The organism is Saccharopolyspora rectivirgula DSM 43747 (assembly GCF_000497205.1).
Lineage (GTDB): Bacteria > Actinomycetota > Actinomycetes > Mycobacteriales > Pseudonocardiaceae > Saccharopolyspora > Saccharopolyspora rectivirgula.
Map to the genome: position 1 here is coordinate 1 of NZ_AYJW01000038.1, position 16859 is coordinate 16859.

General features: G+C 69.4%; 17 protein-coding genes. 10 read left to right on the forward strand and 7 right to left on the reverse strand.

What is annotated here, in order from left to right; genetic code table 11:
• The coding region (locus SREC43747_RS0111880; RefSeq protein ID WP_438646493.1) for a DMT family transporter at nucleotides 1-843 on the reverse strand (843 nt) is incomplete at its 3' end.
• Nucleotides 844-965: 122 nt separating this feature from the next.
• Between SREC43747_RS0111880 and SREC43747_RS0111885 the strand changes: the two genes are divergently transcribed.
• The 9 genes from SREC43747_RS0111885 to SREC43747_RS0111925 all read left to right on the forward strand — a co-directional run bounded on the left by SREC43747_RS0111885 (nucleotide 966) and on the right by SREC43747_RS0111925 (nucleotide 9974).
• Nucleotides 966-1586, forward strand: a complete 621-nt coding sequence (locus tag SREC43747_RS0111885; protein ID WP_081722550.1) for a superoxide dismutase family protein — start codon at nucleotides 966-968, stop codon at nucleotides 1584-1586.
• 85 nt (nucleotides 1587-1671) lie between these two features.
• Nucleotides 1672-2280: a TetR/AcrR family transcriptional regulator gene (locus SREC43747_RS0111890; protein WP_029721465.1), complete on the forward strand. Its 609-nt coding sequence runs from the start codon at nucleotides 1672-1674 to the stop codon at nucleotides 2278-2280.
• A complete protein-coding gene (locus SREC43747_RS0111895; RefSeq protein WP_081722551.1) occupies nucleotides 2277-3008 on the forward strand; it encodes a YqeB family protein in 732 nt (243 codons plus the stop codon). The genes SREC43747_RS0111890 and SREC43747_RS0111895 overlap by 4 nt, the downstream gene beginning before the upstream one ends.
• Entirely contained in the window at nucleotides 2996-4144 is a 1149-nt protein-coding gene (gene dusB, locus SREC43747_RS0111900) for a tRNA dihydrouridine synthase DusB (RefSeq protein ID WP_029721467.1), read from the forward strand. The genes SREC43747_RS0111895 and dusB overlap by 13 nt, the downstream gene beginning before the upstream one ends.
• A complete protein-coding gene (locus SREC43747_RS0111905; RefSeq protein ID WP_029721468.1) occupies nucleotides 4137-4571 on the forward strand; it encodes a hypothetical protein in 435 nt (144 codons plus the stop codon). The genes dusB and SREC43747_RS0111905 overlap by 8 nt, the downstream gene beginning before the upstream one ends.
• Before the next feature lie 290 nt (nucleotides 4572-4861).
• The gene (locus SREC43747_RS0111910; protein WP_029721469.1) at nucleotides 4862-5743 is read left to right on the forward strand and encodes a GGDEF domain-containing protein; all 882 of its coding nucleotides are present in this window, start codon (nucleotides 4862-4864) and stop codon (nucleotides 5741-5743) included.
• Nucleotides 5744-6061: 318 nt separating this feature from the next.
• Nucleotides 6062-8287, forward strand: coding sequence for an LCP family protein (locus SREC43747_RS19815; protein WP_051387973.1), 2226 nt, complete (start codon nucleotides 6062-6064; stop codon nucleotides 8285-8287).
• 67 nt (nucleotides 8288-8354) lie between these two features.
• Nucleotides 8355-9002: a phosphate signaling complex protein PhoU gene (phoU, locus tag SREC43747_RS0111920; protein WP_029721471.1), complete on the forward strand. Its 648-nt coding sequence runs from the start codon at nucleotides 8355-8357 to the stop codon at nucleotides 9000-9002.
• Nucleotides 9003-9146: 144 nt separating this feature from the next.
• Complete coding sequence (locus SREC43747_RS0111925) at nucleotides 9147-9974, forward strand: helix-turn-helix domain-containing protein (protein ID WP_029721473.1); 828 nt, start codon at nucleotides 9147-9149, stop codon at nucleotides 9972-9974.
• A gap of 13 nt (nucleotides 9975-9987) precedes the next feature.
• Here the strand turns inward: SREC43747_RS0111925 and pstB are convergent, their stop codons facing one another.
• The 6 genes from pstB to SREC43747_RS0111955 form a co-directional block, all read right to left on the reverse strand.
• The gene (pstB, locus tag SREC43747_RS0111930) at nucleotides 9988-10764 is read right to left on the reverse strand and encodes a phosphate ABC transporter ATP-binding protein PstB (protein ID WP_029721474.1); all 777 of its coding nucleotides are present in this window, start codon (nucleotides 10762-10764) and stop codon (nucleotides 9988-9990) included.
• A gap of 14 nt (nucleotides 10765-10778) precedes the next feature.
• Nucleotides 10779-11693: a phosphate ABC transporter permease PstA gene (gene pstA, locus SREC43747_RS0111935; protein WP_029721475.1), complete on the reverse strand. Its 915-nt coding sequence runs from the start codon at nucleotides 11691-11693 to the stop codon at nucleotides 10779-10781.
• On the reverse strand, nucleotides 11690-12652 hold the full coding sequence (gene pstC / locus SREC43747_RS0111940) for a phosphate ABC transporter permease subunit PstC (protein WP_236623152.1): 963 nt from the start codon (nucleotides 12650-12652) through the stop codon (nucleotides 11690-11692). Before pstC ends, pstA begins: the two co-directional genes overlap by 4 nt.
• A 140-nt stretch (nucleotides 12653-12792) precedes the next feature.
• Nucleotides 12793-13908, reverse strand: coding sequence for a phosphate ABC transporter substrate-binding protein PstS (pstS, locus tag SREC43747_RS0111945; protein WP_029721477.1), 1116 nt, complete (start codon nucleotides 13906-13908; stop codon nucleotides 12793-12795).
• A 215-nt stretch (nucleotides 13909-14123) separates the two neighbouring features.
• Nucleotides 14124-15077: a mycothiol synthase gene (gene mshD / locus SREC43747_RS0111950; protein ID WP_081722556.1), complete on the reverse strand. Its 954-nt coding sequence runs from the start codon at nucleotides 15075-15077 to the stop codon at nucleotides 14124-14126.
• Nucleotides 15078-15164: 87 nt separating this feature from the next.
• Nucleotides 15165-15917 carry a winged helix-turn-helix transcriptional regulator gene (locus tag SREC43747_RS0111955; RefSeq protein WP_029721479.1) on the reverse strand — a complete coding sequence of 251 codons (753 nt, stop codon included), beginning with the start codon at nucleotides 15915-15917 and terminating at the stop codon, nucleotides 15165-15167.
• Nucleotides 15918-16096: 179 nt separating this feature from the next.
• Here SREC43747_RS0111955 and SREC43747_RS0111960 point away from each other — a divergent pair, with 179 nt between their 5' ends.
• Nucleotides 16097-16849 (forward strand): alpha/beta hydrolase family protein, encoded by a 753-nt coding sequence (locus tag SREC43747_RS0111960; protein ID WP_037331849.1) that lies wholly within the window; start codon nucleotides 16097-16099, stop codon nucleotides 16847-16849.
• Nucleotides 16850-16859: the final 10 nt, after the last annotated feature.

The following is a 16859-nucleotide window of genomic DNA, read 5'->3' on the forward strand; positions in this document are numbered from 1 at the left end:
GAGCACCACCGTCGCGAACCCGATCCACTGGGAAGCGGTCAGCTCCGCGCCGAGCACGAAAACCCCGACGATCGCCGCCGTCGCCGGGAAGGAGAGCTCCGCCAACGTGGCCCGGGCCGCCGGGGTGGCGCGCAACCCCAGGTAGTACAGCCACAGCGCCAGCAACCCCGGGATCAGCGCGAGCAGCAGCAGGCCGAGCGCGTTGCCCCAGCCGACCGCCACCGGAGCACCGGTGGTCAGCAGCACCACGGCCGCGGTCGGCAAGCCGATCGAGAACCGCAGCACCGTGACGTCCCGGGCCGCCACGTCCCGGCTGACGAACCGCCCCAGCACGGTGCCCGCTGCCCACAGCACCGCCGCGCCGAGGGCCAGCAGCGCCGGAACCGCCTGCGACACCTGGATGTCCAGCGGGTTCGGGAACGCCAGCAACCAAGCGCCGGTGATCGCCGGGACCGCGAACCAGAAGTAGCGCCCGCGCAGCCGCTCCCCGAGCAGCACGAACGAGGCGAAGGCGGCGATGATCGGCTGCAGCTTCTGCAGCACCAGCGGCGTGACCGGGTCACCGAACTTGAACGCGGTGGTGAAGAGAGCGGTGGCCAACGCGGAGGAGCCCGCCCCGATGGTGATCACCGCCAACCGCTGCCGCCAGTCGCACGCCGCCAGCGCCCGCCAGGCCCGCGGCAAGAACGGCGACAACAGCGCCACGATGATCAAGTGCTCCCAGAACACCACGCTGGCCGAGGGCAGCTCGGTCGCCAGCGGTTTGCGCCACAGGGCGTCCGTGCCCCACATAGCGGTGGCCACGGCCACCAACCAAGTACGATCCCGATCCACTCGCCCCACGATAAGTCCCCGATCACCGGATGACCGCGGGGAAAACGGGCGATCGAAGACCTGAGAGCACTTTCACAACACGCGACCTCGCTGCCCAGGACCGCCCCGCGGACCGTGCCATAGTGGCGGCCATGCGATCTTGTGCAGCACCGCACGAAGCCGCGCCCAGTCCGCGGTGGCGGAAACTGGTCGGCCCGGTCTCCAGCGTCTGCGCGGCCGCGGTACTGCTCACCGGCTGCACCATCACCGGGGAGTCGGGTGGGCAGAACGAGGCGAAGCGACAGGTCAGCACGTCGTTCCAGGAGTACGCCCCGGACGCCACGGCCATCACCTACTACCCGGACCAGGTTCCGGCGGGGGCCCGGGTCAGGGTGACCTCGGAGCAGACCGACGAGCGCACCCGCGTCACCCTCGAAGTCGAGGGGCTGCAGCCGAACCGCGCCTACGGCGCCCACGTGCACACCAAGCCCTGCGGCTCTTCCGGGGCCGATGCGGGCCCGCACTTCCAGCAGCGGCCCGACCCGGTCAAGCCGTCCGTCGACCCGGCCTACGCCAACCCGGAGAACGAGGTGTGGCTGGACTTCCACACCGACGAGGCGGGCAGCGGTTCCACCACGGCGGAGGGCACCTGGCCGCTGAGCGAGCGCGACGACGCCCAGTCGGTGGTGATCCACGAGCAGCACACCAGCAGCGAACCCGGGCGCGCCGGTGACGCCGGTACCAGGCTGGCCTGCATCAACATGGAGTTCTGAACCGGAGAGCGGGCGCTCGGCGCGGGCGCCCGCTCCTCGCGCGATTTTTTAACTGGCCAATCAGTTAATTGGTTACCATGGTCGCATGGCCCGAACTCCCGACCCGGAACGCGCTGCCGCCCGGCGCGACGCCATCCTGCGCAGCGCGGCGGAGCTGTTCGCCGAACGCGGCTTCGAAGGCACCTCGGCCGCGGAGATCGCGAAAGCCGCCGGGCTGAGCTCGGGGAGCGTCTTCTACTACTTCCCCGACAAGCGGGCGGTGTTCCGCGCCCTCTTCGAGCAGGACCTGCCCGCCGCCCGCGAGCTCGTCGCCCGGCACGCGGACGGCGAGGACCCGGTGGCGTCGATCCTGGCGATGGTGGACGCGCTGGCCGCCGAAGCGGTGGACCCGCTGGCCCCGGGGATCGTGGTCGAGCTCCTCCGGCAGGTCGGCAAGGACCCGGAGCTGGCGCGGATCATCACCGAGACCGCGCAGGTCCAGCACGAGGGCTTCGCGGCGCTGGTCGACCGCGGCATCCGCACCGGGGCCATCGACCCGGCGCTGGACCCGCGCGAGGCCGCGCGGTGGATCCAGATCGTCATCGACGGCGCGTTCCTCAACGCCGATCCCGACCACGACCCGCGCCCGATGCTGCGCCGGGTGATCACCCGCTTCCTCGCCCCGCCGCACGACTCCGCTGGAGGTCCCGCATGACCGCTCCCACCACCGTCCGCATGCCCAGGGCCGTGCTCTGGGTGGTGACCCTGGTGTGCGGTGCGCTCGGATTCGGCTTGGGTTTCCTGGTCAAGCCGCTGGTGCACTGGATCGTCGACGTGTTCGGCGACGCCCCCGGCCCGCTGCGCTTGGCCGCCGCCCTGCCCACCGCATGGGCGGTCCCGGTGCTGACCGCCGCCGGCCTGGCCGCGGGCGTGTGGCTGGCGCGCGAGGCGAAGAAGGAAGCCCTGGAGCTGACCGTCGACCACGAGGGCGTCCACCTCGAGCAGCGGGGCGGCGCGAAGCACCTGCGGCGCGAGGACGTCGCCGCGGTCTTCCTGGACGGCAAGGACCTGGTGCTCCTCGACGCGGGCACCCGGCAGCTGGCCCGCCACCTCGCCACCGACCTGTCGAGGCGGAAGGTCCGCGCGGCCTTCGAGCGCTGGGGCTACCCGTGGGCGGGCACCGCCGACCCGCACGAGGACGAGTTCCGCACCTGGGTGGACGGCCACCCGGACCTCGACGACGAGGCCCACGACCTGCTGCGGTCCCGCTCCCGCGCCCTCGCCGACAAGCGGCTGGGCGCAGCGGCCGACCTCGCCGACCAGCTGCAGGCGATCGGCGTGGTGGTCCGCGACCGCGGCGGTGACCAGCAGTACCGCCGCGTCCCGGGACGTGGCGCCCCCGGCGCACGCACCACCCCGCACCCCGGACAATGGGGGACGTGACCGCGACGTTGAGCAAACCCGCCCTGAAGATCGGCCCGTACGAGGTCGATCCCCCCGTCGTGCTCGCGCCGATGGCCGGGATCACCAACGTCGCGTTCCGCCGGCTGTGCCGGGAGTACGGCGCCGGGCTGTACGTCTGCGAGATGATCACCAGTCGGGCGCTGGTCGAGCGGCACCCCAAGACCATGGAGATGATCTCCTTCGACCCGGACGAGCACCCCCGCTCCATGCAGCTCTACGGGGTGGACCCGGTGACCATGGGCAAGGCGGTGCGGATGATCGTCGAGGAGGACCTCGCCGATCACGTCGACATGAACTTCGGCTGCCCGGTGCCGAAGGTGACCCGCAAGGGCGGCGGGTCGGCCCTGCCCTACAAGCGGCGCCTGTTCGCCCAGATCGTGCGGGCCGCGGTGCAGGCCGCCGAGCCCGCCGGCATCCCGGTGACGGTCAAGTTCCGGATCGGCATCGACGACGACCACATCACGTACCTGGACGCCGGCCGGATCGCCGAGGAGGAGGGCGCGGCGGCGGTCGCGCTGCACGGGCGGACCGCGGCGCAGCGCTACTCCGGGACGGCCGACTGGTCGGCCATCGCCCGGTTGAAGGAGCACGTGCGCAGCATTCCGGTGCTGGGCAACGGCGACATCTTCAGCGCCGAGGACGCGCTGCGGATGGTGGCGGAAACCGGGTGCGACGGGGTGGTCGTCGGGCGCGGCTGCCTGGGCCGCCCGTGGCTGTTCCGGGATCTGCAGGCGGCGTTCCGCGGCGAACCGGTGCCGCCCGGCCCGAACCTGGGGGAAGTGGCCGGGGTGCTGCGCCGGCACGCCGAGCTGCTCGCCCAGCACATGGGGGAGGACCGCGGGCTGCGCGATCTGCGCAAGCACATGTCCCAGTACCTGCGGGGGTTCCCGGTGGGGTCGGAGCTCCGGCACCAGTTCGGACTGGTCTCCAGTCTGGCCGAATTGGACGATCTGCTCGCCCAGCTCGACCACACCGCCCCGTTCCCGAAGGACGCCGAAGGGCCGCGCGGCCGGCAGGGATCGGCGGCGAAGGGGGTGCTTCCCGAGGGCTGGTTGGACGATCCGGACGACGCGACCGTTCCGTCCGGTGCGGAGATCGACCACAGCGGTGGCTGATGCGGCACCGCGCCGGGGCGCGGGTCGGGCCGTCCTCGGTGTCCTGCTCGTGCTGTGCGGGTGCGGTGCGCCGGAGGACGCTCCACCCCGGGACGCGGTCCAGCGGTACTTCGCGGAGAACAACGCCGCTGCTCGCCGAGGACCGGCGGCGCAGCGCGCGTTCTTGGCGCGCACCCAGCACCCGGATTTCGCCGATCAGCTGTGCGACCTCAATGGATCCACAGTGCAACTCGACCCTGCACTGTCGACGCTGCGCCCGGACCCGGACTTCACACCGGACGGAACCCCGGTGCGCGGCGAGGTGTGGGTGGTCGGTGTCGAGGTGACCGTTCGGCAGGGCGGTCAGATCACCGGTCACCAGGTGGGTTCTCAGCACCTGGTGCTGCTCGACGAGCAGGTGCGCGGGTTCGCTCCGTGCCCGTCCTGAGCCGCGCTCGCGGCGAACACCCCGCCATCCGCGGGAAAACCAGAACGACTACGTTCTTCTTCTGTGATCATTGACACAGGTGTGCTCGTCCGGGCGGGTAGACAGCGGCGCGCCCCCTTCCGAAATCTCTTCACCAGTCGGTACACATCCTTGGTGAGAACGCTTTGCGCACAACGGGCGATCCGGCCTGCAGCCGATCAACCGGACGAGCGAATTTGAGGGATATTCACGTCGGGGCGGGTTAAGCAACGGGGCAAACTCGACGACACCACGGACGGGAGGTGAGTGCGATGTCGGGACTTCGCAACGGTTTCGCACAACCGGAACCGATGCGAGACGGCGAGACGTTCGCACTGCCCTCTCCCCGACGCACGCGCAAAGACATCACCGAAGGCAACGGGATGGCCGAGCTGCACGAGTCGATCGCCACCTTGCTTGCCGCCCGTGGGCAGTGGCGACAGGCGTACCACCACCTCCGGTCCGCTCTGGAACTGCTGTCCTCGACCAACTCGCCGCAAGGCCCCGAACAGCTCCGCCACGAGGTCAACCGGCTGCGCCGGGAACACGCCGAAGCCCGCGAGCAGAGCCTGCGCGACAGCCTGACCTCCAGCTACAACCGGCGGTACCTGGACCAGCAGCTGGAGGCGCTGGTCGCCGAACACGCCGGCTCGGCGCGCGGATTCGCCCTGGCACTGGTCGACCTGGACTGGTTCAAGCAGGTCAACGACACCTACGGGCACCTGCTCGGCGACCGCGTGCTGCAGCGGGTGGTGGACCTGCTGCAGGAGAGCCTGCCGCCGAGCGCGTTCTGCGCCCGCTACGGCGGTGAGGAGTTCGTGCTGGTCATGCCGGACACCGACGCGGAGACTTCGGTGGCGGTGTGCGAATCCGCCCGGGCGCGGATCGAGCAGTTCCCGTGGCAGGAGGAAGTGGCGCGCGGACTGCGGGTGACGGTCAGCATCGGAGTCACCCACGAACGCGCTCCGGCCAGCACCGAGTCCACTGCGCTCACCGCCGAGCAGCAGCTGCTCCGGGCGGACGCGCTGCTGTACGCGGCCAAGCGGTCCGGGCGCAACGCGGTGGCCTACCGGGTCGACAGCGAAGTGCGCTTGGCCGGGAAGGCCGCGGAGCGGCGGGGTGGCATCAACAACAACACAGTCAACTACGGATAGTTTTCAGGAAGAGCGGAAAGTGCGCAGCAAAGTAGCACACGTAGCCTTGGTGGTCGAGAACCTAAGATAGATCGTGCACTGACTGTGAAGAAATTGTCTGCACTATCGTCAGTACAGGCGATCGGCCGTACTATCTCGAAACGACGACCGGTACATGTCGGGGGGTATACGGCGTCGATGTGACCAACTACTGACTTTCAAGGTGGGAGGGGAGAACGGGTGCCGCAAGACCCCCGGCATGGCGATCACGGTCCCCAGCGGTCCCACCCACAGCAGGACACCCAGCACAGCTCAGGAGCCGCCCGCAGGCGACGCGCCTTGGGCGACGACGGCACCGGTGGCACCCGCGTGGTGGACCTGCTGTCCAAGCACGGCATAGCTCCCGGCGGTACCGGCTCCCACCGGCGGCGGGCCGCCGACGCGGAACCGCCCGCCCCGGAGAGCTCCGCCGGCGCGAACCCCCCTCGGCCGCAACCGCCCGCTCGCGGCCCGCAACCACCGCAGAACCGGCCACCTCGTCCGGAGCAGTCCTGGACGCCGCCGGAGAACCCGGCACCGCCTCGAGCGGGCCGACCCACCCGGCCGGATGCGAAACCGGCTGGGCCGCGCGGCAACGCGCCGGTCTGGGCCCCGCCGGGCAGCGCGCAGCCGAACGGACGTCCACCGCAGCCCCCGCAGCCTCCGGCCCCACCGGCCGCCGGTGGCCCGCCCACCCGCGGCCGGGACGCGAACGCCGCACCGGGGCGCCCACCGCAGGGGCCACCCCCCGCCCCCGCACCGGGTGCCCGGCACCCGGGCCGCCCCGCATCCGCTCCCGCCCCCGGCGGCGATCCGGCCAGCGGTGAGCAGACCCGCATCGCCAGGGCGCTGGGCGGCGCGCCGCAACCACCCACCCCGCCCGGGCCGAAGCCCCCGGCGGACGAGGACCTGGAAGCCACCACGCAGCACCCGCGGGTCGACGACTCCGACCAGTCGGCCGCGGAAGCGAAGACCACCTTCGCCCGCCCGGTGGGTCGGGACGGCGCGGAGGCCAAGACCACCGTCGCCCGGCCGGTTCGACCGAGCGAACCGCAGGCCAAGACCACGGTGGTCAAGCGGCCCGATCAAGCCGATCTCGAAGAGACCGCGGTCGTGGAGCTCCCCACCGAGGACGACCAGTCCTCCGAGGAGGCCGACGACCGCGAGGAGGAGATCAAGCAGATCGACGCCACGCTCGCCCGGTTCTCCGCGGTGCACGACGAGATCGCCCGGGAGGAAGAGCAGCGGCGCAAGAAGTACGCCTGGCTGTTCGGCAAGCGCAAGGAGCCCGAGCTGGGCACCGACATGCCGTTCGACTTCGTCGAAGGGCGCGACGGCATCTCCCGGATGGAGTGGAAGAAGAAGCAGCGCAAGCGCCGCACCCAGATCCTGGTGATGGCGTTGGCGCTGGCGGCTTCGCTCACCGTCTTCGTCACCATGGGACTGGCGTGGAGCGCCAAGTCCTGGGTGGACGGCAAGATGCGACCGGTGCTGGCGCTCGACCCGGACTCCGAGCACATCAAGGACGCCGGCAAGCAGGCCGGCGACCAGAACTTCCTGCTGATCGGTTCGGACACCCGGGCGGGCGCGACGCCGTCCGACGGGGTGGGCACGGCGGAGGACGAGCCCGGGGCCCGGGCGGACACCACGATGGTCGCCCACATCCCGGCCGACCGCAGTCGGGTGGTCATCGTGTCCTTCCCGCGAGACCTGCAGGTGGATCTGCCCGCTTGCGAGGCGTGGGACCCCGAGACCGGCCAGTACACCGGGGAGGTGCTGCCGCCGCGGCAGGGCGCTCGGCTCAACGAGGCCTTCGCCGTCGGCGGTCCGCTGTGCACGACCAAGGTGATCCAGCAGATCTCCGGGCTGAACATCACCAGCTTCCTGGGCGTGGACTTCCAGGGCTTCAAGTCGATGGTCGACGCCCTGCACGGGGTGGAGATCTGCACCACGACCCCGATCATCGACCGGAGCCTCGGCACGATCCTGCCCGAAGCCGGCCGCTACAACCTGACCGGCCAGCAGGCGCTCAGCTACGTGCGGGCGCGCAAGGTCGTCGGGGACCCGACCTCCGATTACGGGCGCATCCAGCGGCAGCAGCTCTTCCTGTCGGCGATGCTGCGCAAGGCCTTGTCCTCGCAGGTGCTGCTGGACCCCGGCAAGTTGAACGACTTCGTGAACGCGGTGTCGGCGAACACCTTCGGGCAGAACATCAGCAGCGACAAGCTGCTCGAGCTCGGCCAGTCGCTGCAGAACCTCGACGCCGGGAATGTGACCTTCATCACAGTCCCCACCACCGGCTACGCCAACGAGGCGGGCATGGAGGTGCTGCTGGAGGACGAGACCAAGGCGCTCTTCCAGGCCATCATCGACGGGACGCCGATCTCCGGCCAGACCGCCGAGGCCCAGCAGCCGCAGGGCACCCACCCGCAGTGGACGGTCGACCAGTTCCCGGCGCAGGACCCCGACCCGGAGGTCCCGGACGGCCTCTCCACCGTCAACGCCGGCTCCGACGTCTGCGGATAGCCCGTCGTTCACCAGCTGGCCACCACAGCGCAGCCCTGCGCCTTCTTTTCCAAGTAGGGTGGTCGTTATGCGTGAGGCCTTTAAGGAGCAACTCGGCAATCTGGCGGAAGAGCTGGCCGCCATGTCGGCCATGGTCGGAGAAGCCATGGAGCGCGCCACCAAGGCTCTCCTGGAGGCTGACCTGAAACTCGCCGAGCAGGTCATCGAAGACGACGCCAAGGTCGACCAGGTGCGAGCCCGGGTGGAGGAGCAGTCCTTCGGGCTGCTCGCCTTGCAGGCCCCGGTCGCCGGCGATCTGCGCTACGTGATCGCCACCATCCACGCCGCCGAGGACTTGGAGCGGATGGGCGACCTCGCGCTGCACGTCGCGAAGACCGCGCGCCGGCGGCACCCGCAGCAGGTGCTGCCCTCGGACGTGCAGCCCTACTTCGCCGAAATGGGCCGGATCGCGGTGAAGCTCGCCGGCCGGGTCCGCGACATCATCCGCACCCAGGACGTGACCGCGGCCCGCGGCATGGAGAGCGACGACGACGAGATGGACGACCTCCACCGCCACCTGTTCACGGTGATGATGGGGGACAACTGGGACCACGGGATCGCCCCCGCGGTGGACGTGACGCTGCTCGGCCGGTTCTACGAGCGGTTCGCCGACCACGCGGTTTCGGTGGCCCGCCGCGTGGTCTTCATCGTGACCGGCAAGATGCCGTCGCGCTGACCCCCGAAGAACCGGGCAAAGCGGAGGAAGAACCGCACAACGGGCGCTTCAGGTCGCTGCCGAGATCGGCTTGTGCAATCCTCATCCGAGTGAGGACGTACTCACCCGCTTCAGGTGAGGTGCACGTTGTATAAGAGCCCGACAGTGCACCGTCGGCGACTCGGCAGCGAACTGCGCAGGCTTCGGGAAGCAGCCGGGCTCACCCACCGTGAGGTCGCTGTTCACCTGGACTGCTCGCAAGGCAAGATCAGCCAGATCGAGCTGGGCCGCGTGCCGGTGCGCACCTCGGACGTGCGGCTGATGGCCGAGTTCTGCGGCGCCACTGCGGAGCAAGTCGCCGCCCTGGTCGATCTGGCCCAAGGGGCCAAGCAGCGCGGCTGGTGGCAGCAGTACCCCAGCACCGCGCACCTGCCCCGCCTGCAGACCTACCTCGGGCTGGAGACCGCGGCCAGGGCGGTGCACTGCTTCGGCACCGGTCCACTGCCCGACCTGTTGCAGACGCAGGAGTACGCCAGGGAGCTGCTGACCGCCCGCATCCAGCAGCTGGACATCGCTGAACAGCTGGAAATACTGGCCAGGCGGCAGCACCGGCTGGGCGGCGAGCACCCGCTGCAGGTGTGGGCGGTGCTGGACGAGTCCGTGGTGCGGCGCCGCATCGGCGGCCCCGGGGTGATGCGGCACCAGCTGGAGCAGCTGGTGCTGCTCAACTACCGGCGCAACATCACCATCCAGGTGCTGCCGTTCCGCGCGGGCGCGCACCCGCTGCTGGAGGACCAGGTGACGGTCTTCTCCTTCCCCGAGGAAGCCGACCCGCCGGTGGTGCACCTGGGCCCGACCGGTGGTTCCCGGTTCCTGGAGAAGCCGAGCGAGACCGACGACTACCTGGCGGCGTTCGAGCAGGTGAGCAAGCTGGCGCTGCCGCCCAAGGAGACCACCGCGTTCATCTCCGCCGTGGCCAGCGAGATCACCTGACGAACGCGCGGGATCAGCCGAACCGGCCGGAGATGTAGTCCTCGGTGGCCTTCTTGCTCGGGTTGGAGAAGATCTTGTCGGTCTCGTCGATCTCCACCAGCTGGCCGGGCTCACCGATCGCGCGCAGGTTGAAGAACGCCGTCTGGTCGCTGACCCGGGCCGCCTGCTGCATGTTGTGGGTGACGATGACGATCGTGTAGTCCTTCTTCAGCTGCGCGATGAGGTCCTCGATCGCCAGCGTGGAGATGGGGTCCAGCGCCGAGCACGGCTCGTCCATCAGCAGCACGTCCGGCTGCACCGCGATCGCGCGGGCGATGCACAACCGCTGCTGCTGACCACCGGACAGCCCCCCGCCCGGCCGGTCCAGCCGGTCCTTGACCTCGTCCCACAGGTTGGCGCCGCGCAGCGCCCGCTCGGCGATCTCGTCCAGCTTCTTCTTGTTCCGCTCACCGGCGAGCTTCAGCCCGGCCACCACGTTGTCCCGGATGGACATCGTCGGGAAGGGGTTGGGCCGCTGGAACACCATGCCGATGGTGCGCCGCACCTGCACCGGGTCCACGTCGCTGGCGTAGATGTCCTCGCCGTCGAGGAGGACCTTGCCCTCGACCCGCGCCCCCGGAACCACTTCGTGCATCCGGTTCAGCGAGCGCAGCACCGTCGACTTCCCGCACCCGGAAGGTCCGATGAACGCGGTGACGCTGCGGGCGGGCACTTGCAGGGTCACGTCTTGCACGGCGTGGAACTTGCCGTAGTAGAGGTTCAGGTCCTTGATGTCGAGACGCTTGGCCATGAGTTTGCTACCGCCTATTTGGTCTTGACCGCGAACACCTTGGACAGCAGGGAAGCCACCAGGTTGATCAGCATGATTACGAGGACGAGGGTCAGCGCAGCTCCCCACATCCGGTAGTCACCGGCCGGGGTGGCAGTGCTGCGCTCCATGTAGATGGTCAACGGCAGCGAAGCCATCTCCCCCTCGAACGGGTTGAAGTTGATCGAGTTGGAGTAACCCACCAGGATCAGCAGCGGGGCCGTCTCCCCCAGCACGCGGGCGAGGCCGAGCATCACCCCGGTGACGATGCCCGAGAGCGCGGTCGGCAGCACGATCCGCAGGATCGTCTTCCACTTCGGCACGCCCAGCGCGTAGGACGCCTCGCGCAGCTCGTCCGGCACGATCAGCAGCATCGTCTCGGTGGTGCGGACCACCATCGGCAGCATCAGCAGCAGCAGGGCCAGCGTCACCGCGAAGCCGCTGCGGGTGAAGCCCAGCGTGGTGATCCACAGCGCGTAGATGAACAGGCCGGCCACGATGGACGGGAGACCGCTGAGGATGTCGACCATGAAGGTGACGACCCTGGCGAACCGGGTTCCCCGTCCGTACTCGACCAGGTAGATGGCGATCATGATCCCGAGCGGGACCGCGAAGACCGCGCAGATCAGCCCTTGCATCAGGGTACCGACCAGCGCGTGGTAGATGCCGCCGCCGAACTCGATGGGCAGCAGGCCGTTGAAGGAGTGGGTCCACCAGGTGCTGCTGAGCACCGGTTTCAGCCCGCGCTCCAGCAGGGTCCACACCACCCACAGCAGTGGGACCAGGGCGATCAGGAACGCCAGCGTGACGACGCTGGTGACCAGGTGGTTCTTCAGTTTCCGGCCGAAGCTGATCTTCTGGAAGGCCGGCGGTGTGGCGAGTTCCTCGACGTCCGCGGCGTCGGTCCTCATGCTTTCCCCTTACCGCTGTTGCTCTCGATCCAGCGGGCGAGCGCGTTCACGACGAACGTGATGACGAACAGCACCAAGCCGGCCGAGATGTAAGCGCCGACCTGCAAGTTGTGGTTGAACTCCGCCGAGCCGAGCGCGATCTTGGACGCGAAGGTCGCCCCGGCGTCGAAGAAGCTGTAGCTGGGCGGTGCGGTGGCGGAGCTGAGGATGATGGTCAGCGCCATCGTCTCCCCCAGGGCCCGGCCCAGGCCCAGCATGGATCCGCCGATGAAGCCGTTGCGGCCGAACGGCCAAACGGTGGTCCGGACCACTTCCCACTTGGTGGCGCCCAGTGCCAGCGCCCCTTCGATGTGGGCCTTGGGGGTGCGCTCGAACACCTCGCGGGAGACGCCGGTGATCGTCGGGATGATCATCACCGCGAGCACGATGCCGGCGGTGAACACGTCGGCCCCCGAGCCGACGGGCCGGATGTTGCCCTCCGCGAACAGCGGGATCCACCCGAGGTTCTCGTTCAGCCAGATGGCGACCGGCTGGAGCACCGGGCCGAGCACCAGGAAGCCCCACAGGCCGTAGACAACGGAGGGAACCGCGGCCAGCAGGTCGATCAGGTAGGCGAACGGCCGGGCCAGCCGGCGGGGCGCGTAGTGGGTCAAGAACAGCGCGATCCCGCAGGACAGCGGCATGGCGATGACCAGCGCCAGGACCGAGCTGGCGATGGTGATCCAGGCCAGGTCGAGGATGCCGAACCGCAGGTTCTCCGGGTCACCCGTGTCCCATTCCCGGGAGAACAGGAAGTTGGCCTGGTTCGCCTGCAGGGACGGGATGGCCCGGATGAGCAGGAACAGCGCAATGGCCGCGATCAGTGCGACAGCGAGCGCACCGGAGGCGGTGGCGATTCCGGAGAACAGCCGGTCCCCGATGCGTTTCGTCTTTCCAGCGGATGTGTCGGAAGCAGGAATCGGAGCCTCCGGTGCTGATTTCTGCGGCGAGCCGCCCCGGGACGCGCCTCCCTCGGCGTCCGCGGGATGCAGCTCGGTTCTCGTCGAGTCGGTCACTGCTGGTTGCAGCCTCTCATTGTGTCTTCGCGGGGTGCGACTCGTCAGGAGATGGCCTCAACTGCGGCCAGGACTCGTTTCTTGAAGTTCTCCGGCAACGGCACGTAGCCGGACTGCTCCAGCTGCTGCGGGTGGGCGTTGGCCGCGACCTTCAGGAACGCTTTGACCGCCTTGGCGGTCTCCGGGTCGTAGCCCTTGGAGCAGACGATCTCGTAGGTGTTGAGCACGATCGGGTAGACGCCGGGGGCCTTGTTGCCGTAGATCGACTCGAGGTCGATCCGCAGGTCGTGACCTTCGCCCTCGATCCTGGCGCTCTCGATGGCCTTGCCGACGTTCTCGGTGGTCAGCTCGACCGGGCCGGAACCGCTGTCGATGTTGGCTATGCCGAGGCCGAGGTTCTTGGGGAAGGCCCACTCGGAGTAGGTGATGCCGCCCTCGGTGGCCTTCACCGAGTGGGCGACCTGGTCGCTGCCCTCCCGGCCCTGGCCGACGCCGCGCGCGGCCTGGAACTGCTTGCCCTCACCGGTCCAGGCACCGGCGGTGGCGGTGGCGAGGTACTTCTGGAAGTTCTCCGAGGTCCCGGAGTCGTCGGAGCGGAAGAACGGGACGATCTCGATCGACGGGAGCTCGGTGCCCGGGTTCAGCGCCTTGATGGCCGGGTCGTCCCACTTCTTGATCTGCCCCTGGTAGATCTTGGCGATGACGTCGGCGTTGAGGTTCAGGTCGTCGACGCCGGGCAGGTTGTAGGCGATGGCGATGGGGCCGAACACCATCGGGATGTTCCAGGCGGGGTTCCCGTCGCACCGCTGGGCCGCGGCGGCGACCTCGCCCTTCTCCTCGCTCAGCGGCGAGTCGGAACCACCGAAGTCCACCTGGCCGGCGGTGAAGGCGGCGATGCCCTTGCCGGAACCGGACTTGGTGTAGTTGACCCGCTGCCCCGGGCACTTGAGGCCGTAGTCGCGGGCGAAGACGTCCACCGCGTTCTTCTGGGCCGAGGATCCTTCGCCGGAGACCGGCTTGGTGCCGCATTCCACTTGGAGGCTTTCCAGTGCGGGGTTGCCGCCGCCGGCCGGGACGTTCTGGTCGGTGCCGCAGGCCGTCAGGGTCAGGGTGCCCGCGGCGAGGAAGGCGAGCGCAGCACTGTGCCGCTTGGTCTTCATCGATCCTCCACTGAGCAAGCTGCGGCGGTTGCTTGCGGACCGAGCCGTGCCGGCCGACCTCTCACCGCCATTCCGACGCTAAGCAGCTCGGGTGGCGCGCTCCCGCCATTGAGGTGAACTCACGGTGAACAAGGCACGCTGAGTAAGCGGAGGACCATCCTTGTAGGGGAACTGAGCTCGTCTTTTTCGCGGAGAGTGATATAAAGCACCATGCATCAGCGCCCGAACTGCACGTCCACGTCCCATTTGTCGAACCCCAGACGGCGGTACACCTTCACCGCCGGGGCGTTGTCGGCCTCGACGTACAGCATTGCGTGACGGCAGCCGATGTCCCGCAGGTGCCGCAGACCGGCTACCGTGAGTGACTTCCCGAGCCCGCGCCCCTGGGCGTCCGGATCGACGCCCACGACGTAGACCTCACCGGTGCCGTCCGGGTGCACCTTGGTCCAGTGGAAGCCGAGCAGCTCGCCGCCCGAGCCCTCGGCCAGGAAGAACCCGGCCGGGTCGAACCAGTCCTGGTCCTCCTTGAGCCGCAGCTCGTCCTCGGTCATCCCGCCCTGCTCGGGATGCCAGGAGAACGCCCGCCGGTTGACCGCCACCACCGCCGGCTCGTCCTGCCCCGGCCGGAAGGTCCGCAACCGGACTCCCCCGGTGAGCTCCACCTCGGGGAGCTCCGCCCCGGCCAGTTCGCGGCCCATCCGCCACAGCTCCCGCGGGCGGGCGAACCCGAACTTCTCCGCCAGCCGAGCCGCGGCCGGGTGCTCGCCGTGCGCCCAGATCCGCAGCCGCCCGGTGTCCGGGGCCGGTTCGGCGGGCAGATCGGCCCGGTCCAGCAGGGCCTCGACCAGCTGGGTCCCGGCGCCCTTCCCCCGGTGCTCCGGCCGCACCGCGAGCTCGGCGACCAGCAGGCCCGCGTCCCGCTCCTGCTCGGTGTCCAGGTGGGCGTACCCGACGAGGGTCCCGTCCTCGTCGCGGATCAGGAAGTGCTCGGAGCGGACGTCGGCCTGCACCGGCTCGATCTGGTCGGAAACCCCGCGGTGCTGGTTCAAGCGCAGCAGCACCTGCTCACCTGCCGGGGCGACGCCGTCCGCAGCTTCAGCTTCGGCGAGCAGCTCCACCACTTCGGCCACTTCGCCGCTGTCCAGTCCGTTTCGCCACGTCAATTGCACACCCCGCACGTTACCCAGGATGTGGCCGGGACAGCTGCCGCGGGAGACCTCCCGCACGGCCCGGAACGGCTGGGACGAGGCCGGCGGTCACCGCTGGGGAACGACCGGAACTTCGACTTCTTCCTGCTCCTGGGCCTGCTCCGCCTCCAGCGGCTCCGCCTCCACCGGCGACGGCGTCCGCGGCGGACTGACGAACTTGTAACCGACGTTGCGGACGGTGCCGATCATCGAGTCGTACTCCGGGCCGAGCTTGGCCCGCAACCGCCGGACGTGCACGTCCACGGTGCGCGTCCCGCCGAAGAAGTCGTACCCCCACACCTCCTGCAGCAGCTGCGCGCGGGTGAACACCCGACCGGCGTGCTGGGCGAGGTACTTGAGCAGTTCGAACTCCTTGTAGGTCAGCTCCAGCGTCCGCCCCTTCAGCCGCGCCGTGTAGGTGGCTTCGTCGATGACGAGGTGCCCGACGGTGAGCGTGCTGCTGTCCCCGGCTCCGCGGTTGCTGCGGGAGACGAGCAGGCGGAGGCGGGCGTCCACCTCGGCGGGGCCGGCGGTCGGCAGCAGGATGTCGTCCACACCCCATTCGGCGCTGATGGTGATCAGACCGCCCTCGTTGACCACGGCGGCGACCGGGGTGTCCCCGGCCGACAGCAGACGGCACAGGTCTCGAGCACCGGCCAGGTCGGTGCGGGCGTCGACCAGGATCACGTCCGGCGAACCACCGCCCAGGACCGATCCGGGGTCCGCGGGAGCCGACCGGACCCGGTGGGGCAACAGCGCCAGCGCGGGGAGCACAGCTTCCCGGTCGGAATTATTGGTCAGCAGCAGCAATTCAGAGCTCATGGGGGCCTCCGTCCTAGGCGGATTCGGACCGTCGGCCAGGTGGATGACCAAACAACCGGCGGATAGCTCGGCGCCATTGCCTGCGTATGGCAGGCAGAATAATCGAAATTCCTCGGAAACTCCCAGGACCGAAGGGCAATGTCACATTTGTGAACACCATGCGTCAGAAGATTACAGATATGTGTCGTATTTCTCTTGTCGCCGCCGATCGGACCCGGTTGAACGGAATTTTCCACCCCGGTCGGAGGAACGCCGATGGCCTGGGATTTGCCGTGGTGCACGGGTTCACCAACCACGTCGGCAAACCAGCTGTGCGACGAATATTGCACCATTTCGGTCAATGCGCTCCGACCGTGGGCGTGGATTTTCGCGGGCACGGTCGTTCCGGCGGCAAAACCACCGTGGGCGCCGACGAAGTGATCGATTTGGACGCCGCGGTGGGATTTTTGCGCGAACGGGGGTGCCACCGGGTGGTGACCGTCGGCTTTTCCCTGGGCGGCTCGGTGGTCATCCGGCAGGCCGCGCTCTCCGAGCACGCCCCGGACGCGGCGGTCGCGGTGAGCAGCCCGGCCCGCTGGTGGGTCCGGGACACCGCGGCGATGCGCCGGGTGCACTGGCTGCTGGAGCACCCGGCCGGCCGGCTCGCCGCGCGCCTGCTGGGCGTGCGGCTCGGCCCGGAGTGGCGGGAAGTGCCGCGGTCCCCGATCGAGCTGGTCTCCCAGGTCCGGATCCCGCTGTTGCTCGTGCACGGTGCGGAGGACCACTACTTCCCGCCAGCGGAAGCGGTCGCGCTCAGCGAAGCCGGCAACGGCGAGCTCTGGCTCGTTCCGGGCATGCGGCACGCGGAAAGTTCTGTGACACCGGACTTGGCGGACCGGATCATGCGGTGGGCAAGGGATACAGTGGCCATGACCGACCCCGGCCGCGGCTGATCACGGCTGC

Coding starts and splice junctions, on each gene's coding strand:
- SREC43747_RS0111910 (WP_029721469.1), top strand. CDS start 4,862: ATGTCGGGACTTCGCAACGGTTTCGCACAACCGGAACCGATGCGAGAC.
- dusB (WP_029721467.1), top strand. CDS start 2,996: ATGGGGGACGTGACCGCGACGTTGAGCAAACCCGCCCTGAAGATCGGC.
- pstS (WP_029721477.1), bottom strand. CDS start 13,908: ATGAAGACCAAGCGGCACAGTGCTGCGCTCGCCTTCCTCGCCGCGGGC.
- SREC43747_RS0111955 (WP_029721479.1), bottom strand. CDS start 15,917: ATGAGCTCTGAATTGCTGCTGCTGACCAATAATTCCGACCGGGAAGCT.
- SREC43747_RS0111885 (WP_081722550.1), top strand. CDS start 966: ATGCGATCTTGTGCAGCACCGCACGAAGCCGCGCCCAGTCCGCGGTGG.
- SREC43747_RS0111960 (WP_037331849.1), top strand. CDS start 16,097: ATGTGTCGTATTTCTCTTGTCGCCGCCGATCGGACCCGGTTGAACGGA.
- pstA (WP_029721475.1), bottom strand. CDS start 11,693: ATGAGGACCGACGCCGCGGACGTCGAGGAACTCGCCACACCGCCGGCC.
- pstB (WP_029721474.1), bottom strand. CDS start 10,764: ATGGCCAAGCGTCTCGACATCAAGGACCTGAACCTCTACTACGGCAAG.
- phoU (WP_029721471.1), top strand. CDS start 8,355: ATGCGTGAGGCCTTTAAGGAGCAACTCGGCAATCTGGCGGAAGAGCTG.
- SREC43747_RS0111890 (WP_029721465.1), top strand. CDS start 1,672: ATGGCCCGAACTCCCGACCCGGAACGCGCTGCCGCCCGGCGCGACGCC.
- SREC43747_RS0111895 (WP_081722551.1), top strand. CDS start 2,277: ATGACCGCTCCCACCACCGTCCGCATGCCCAGGGCCGTGCTCTGGGTG.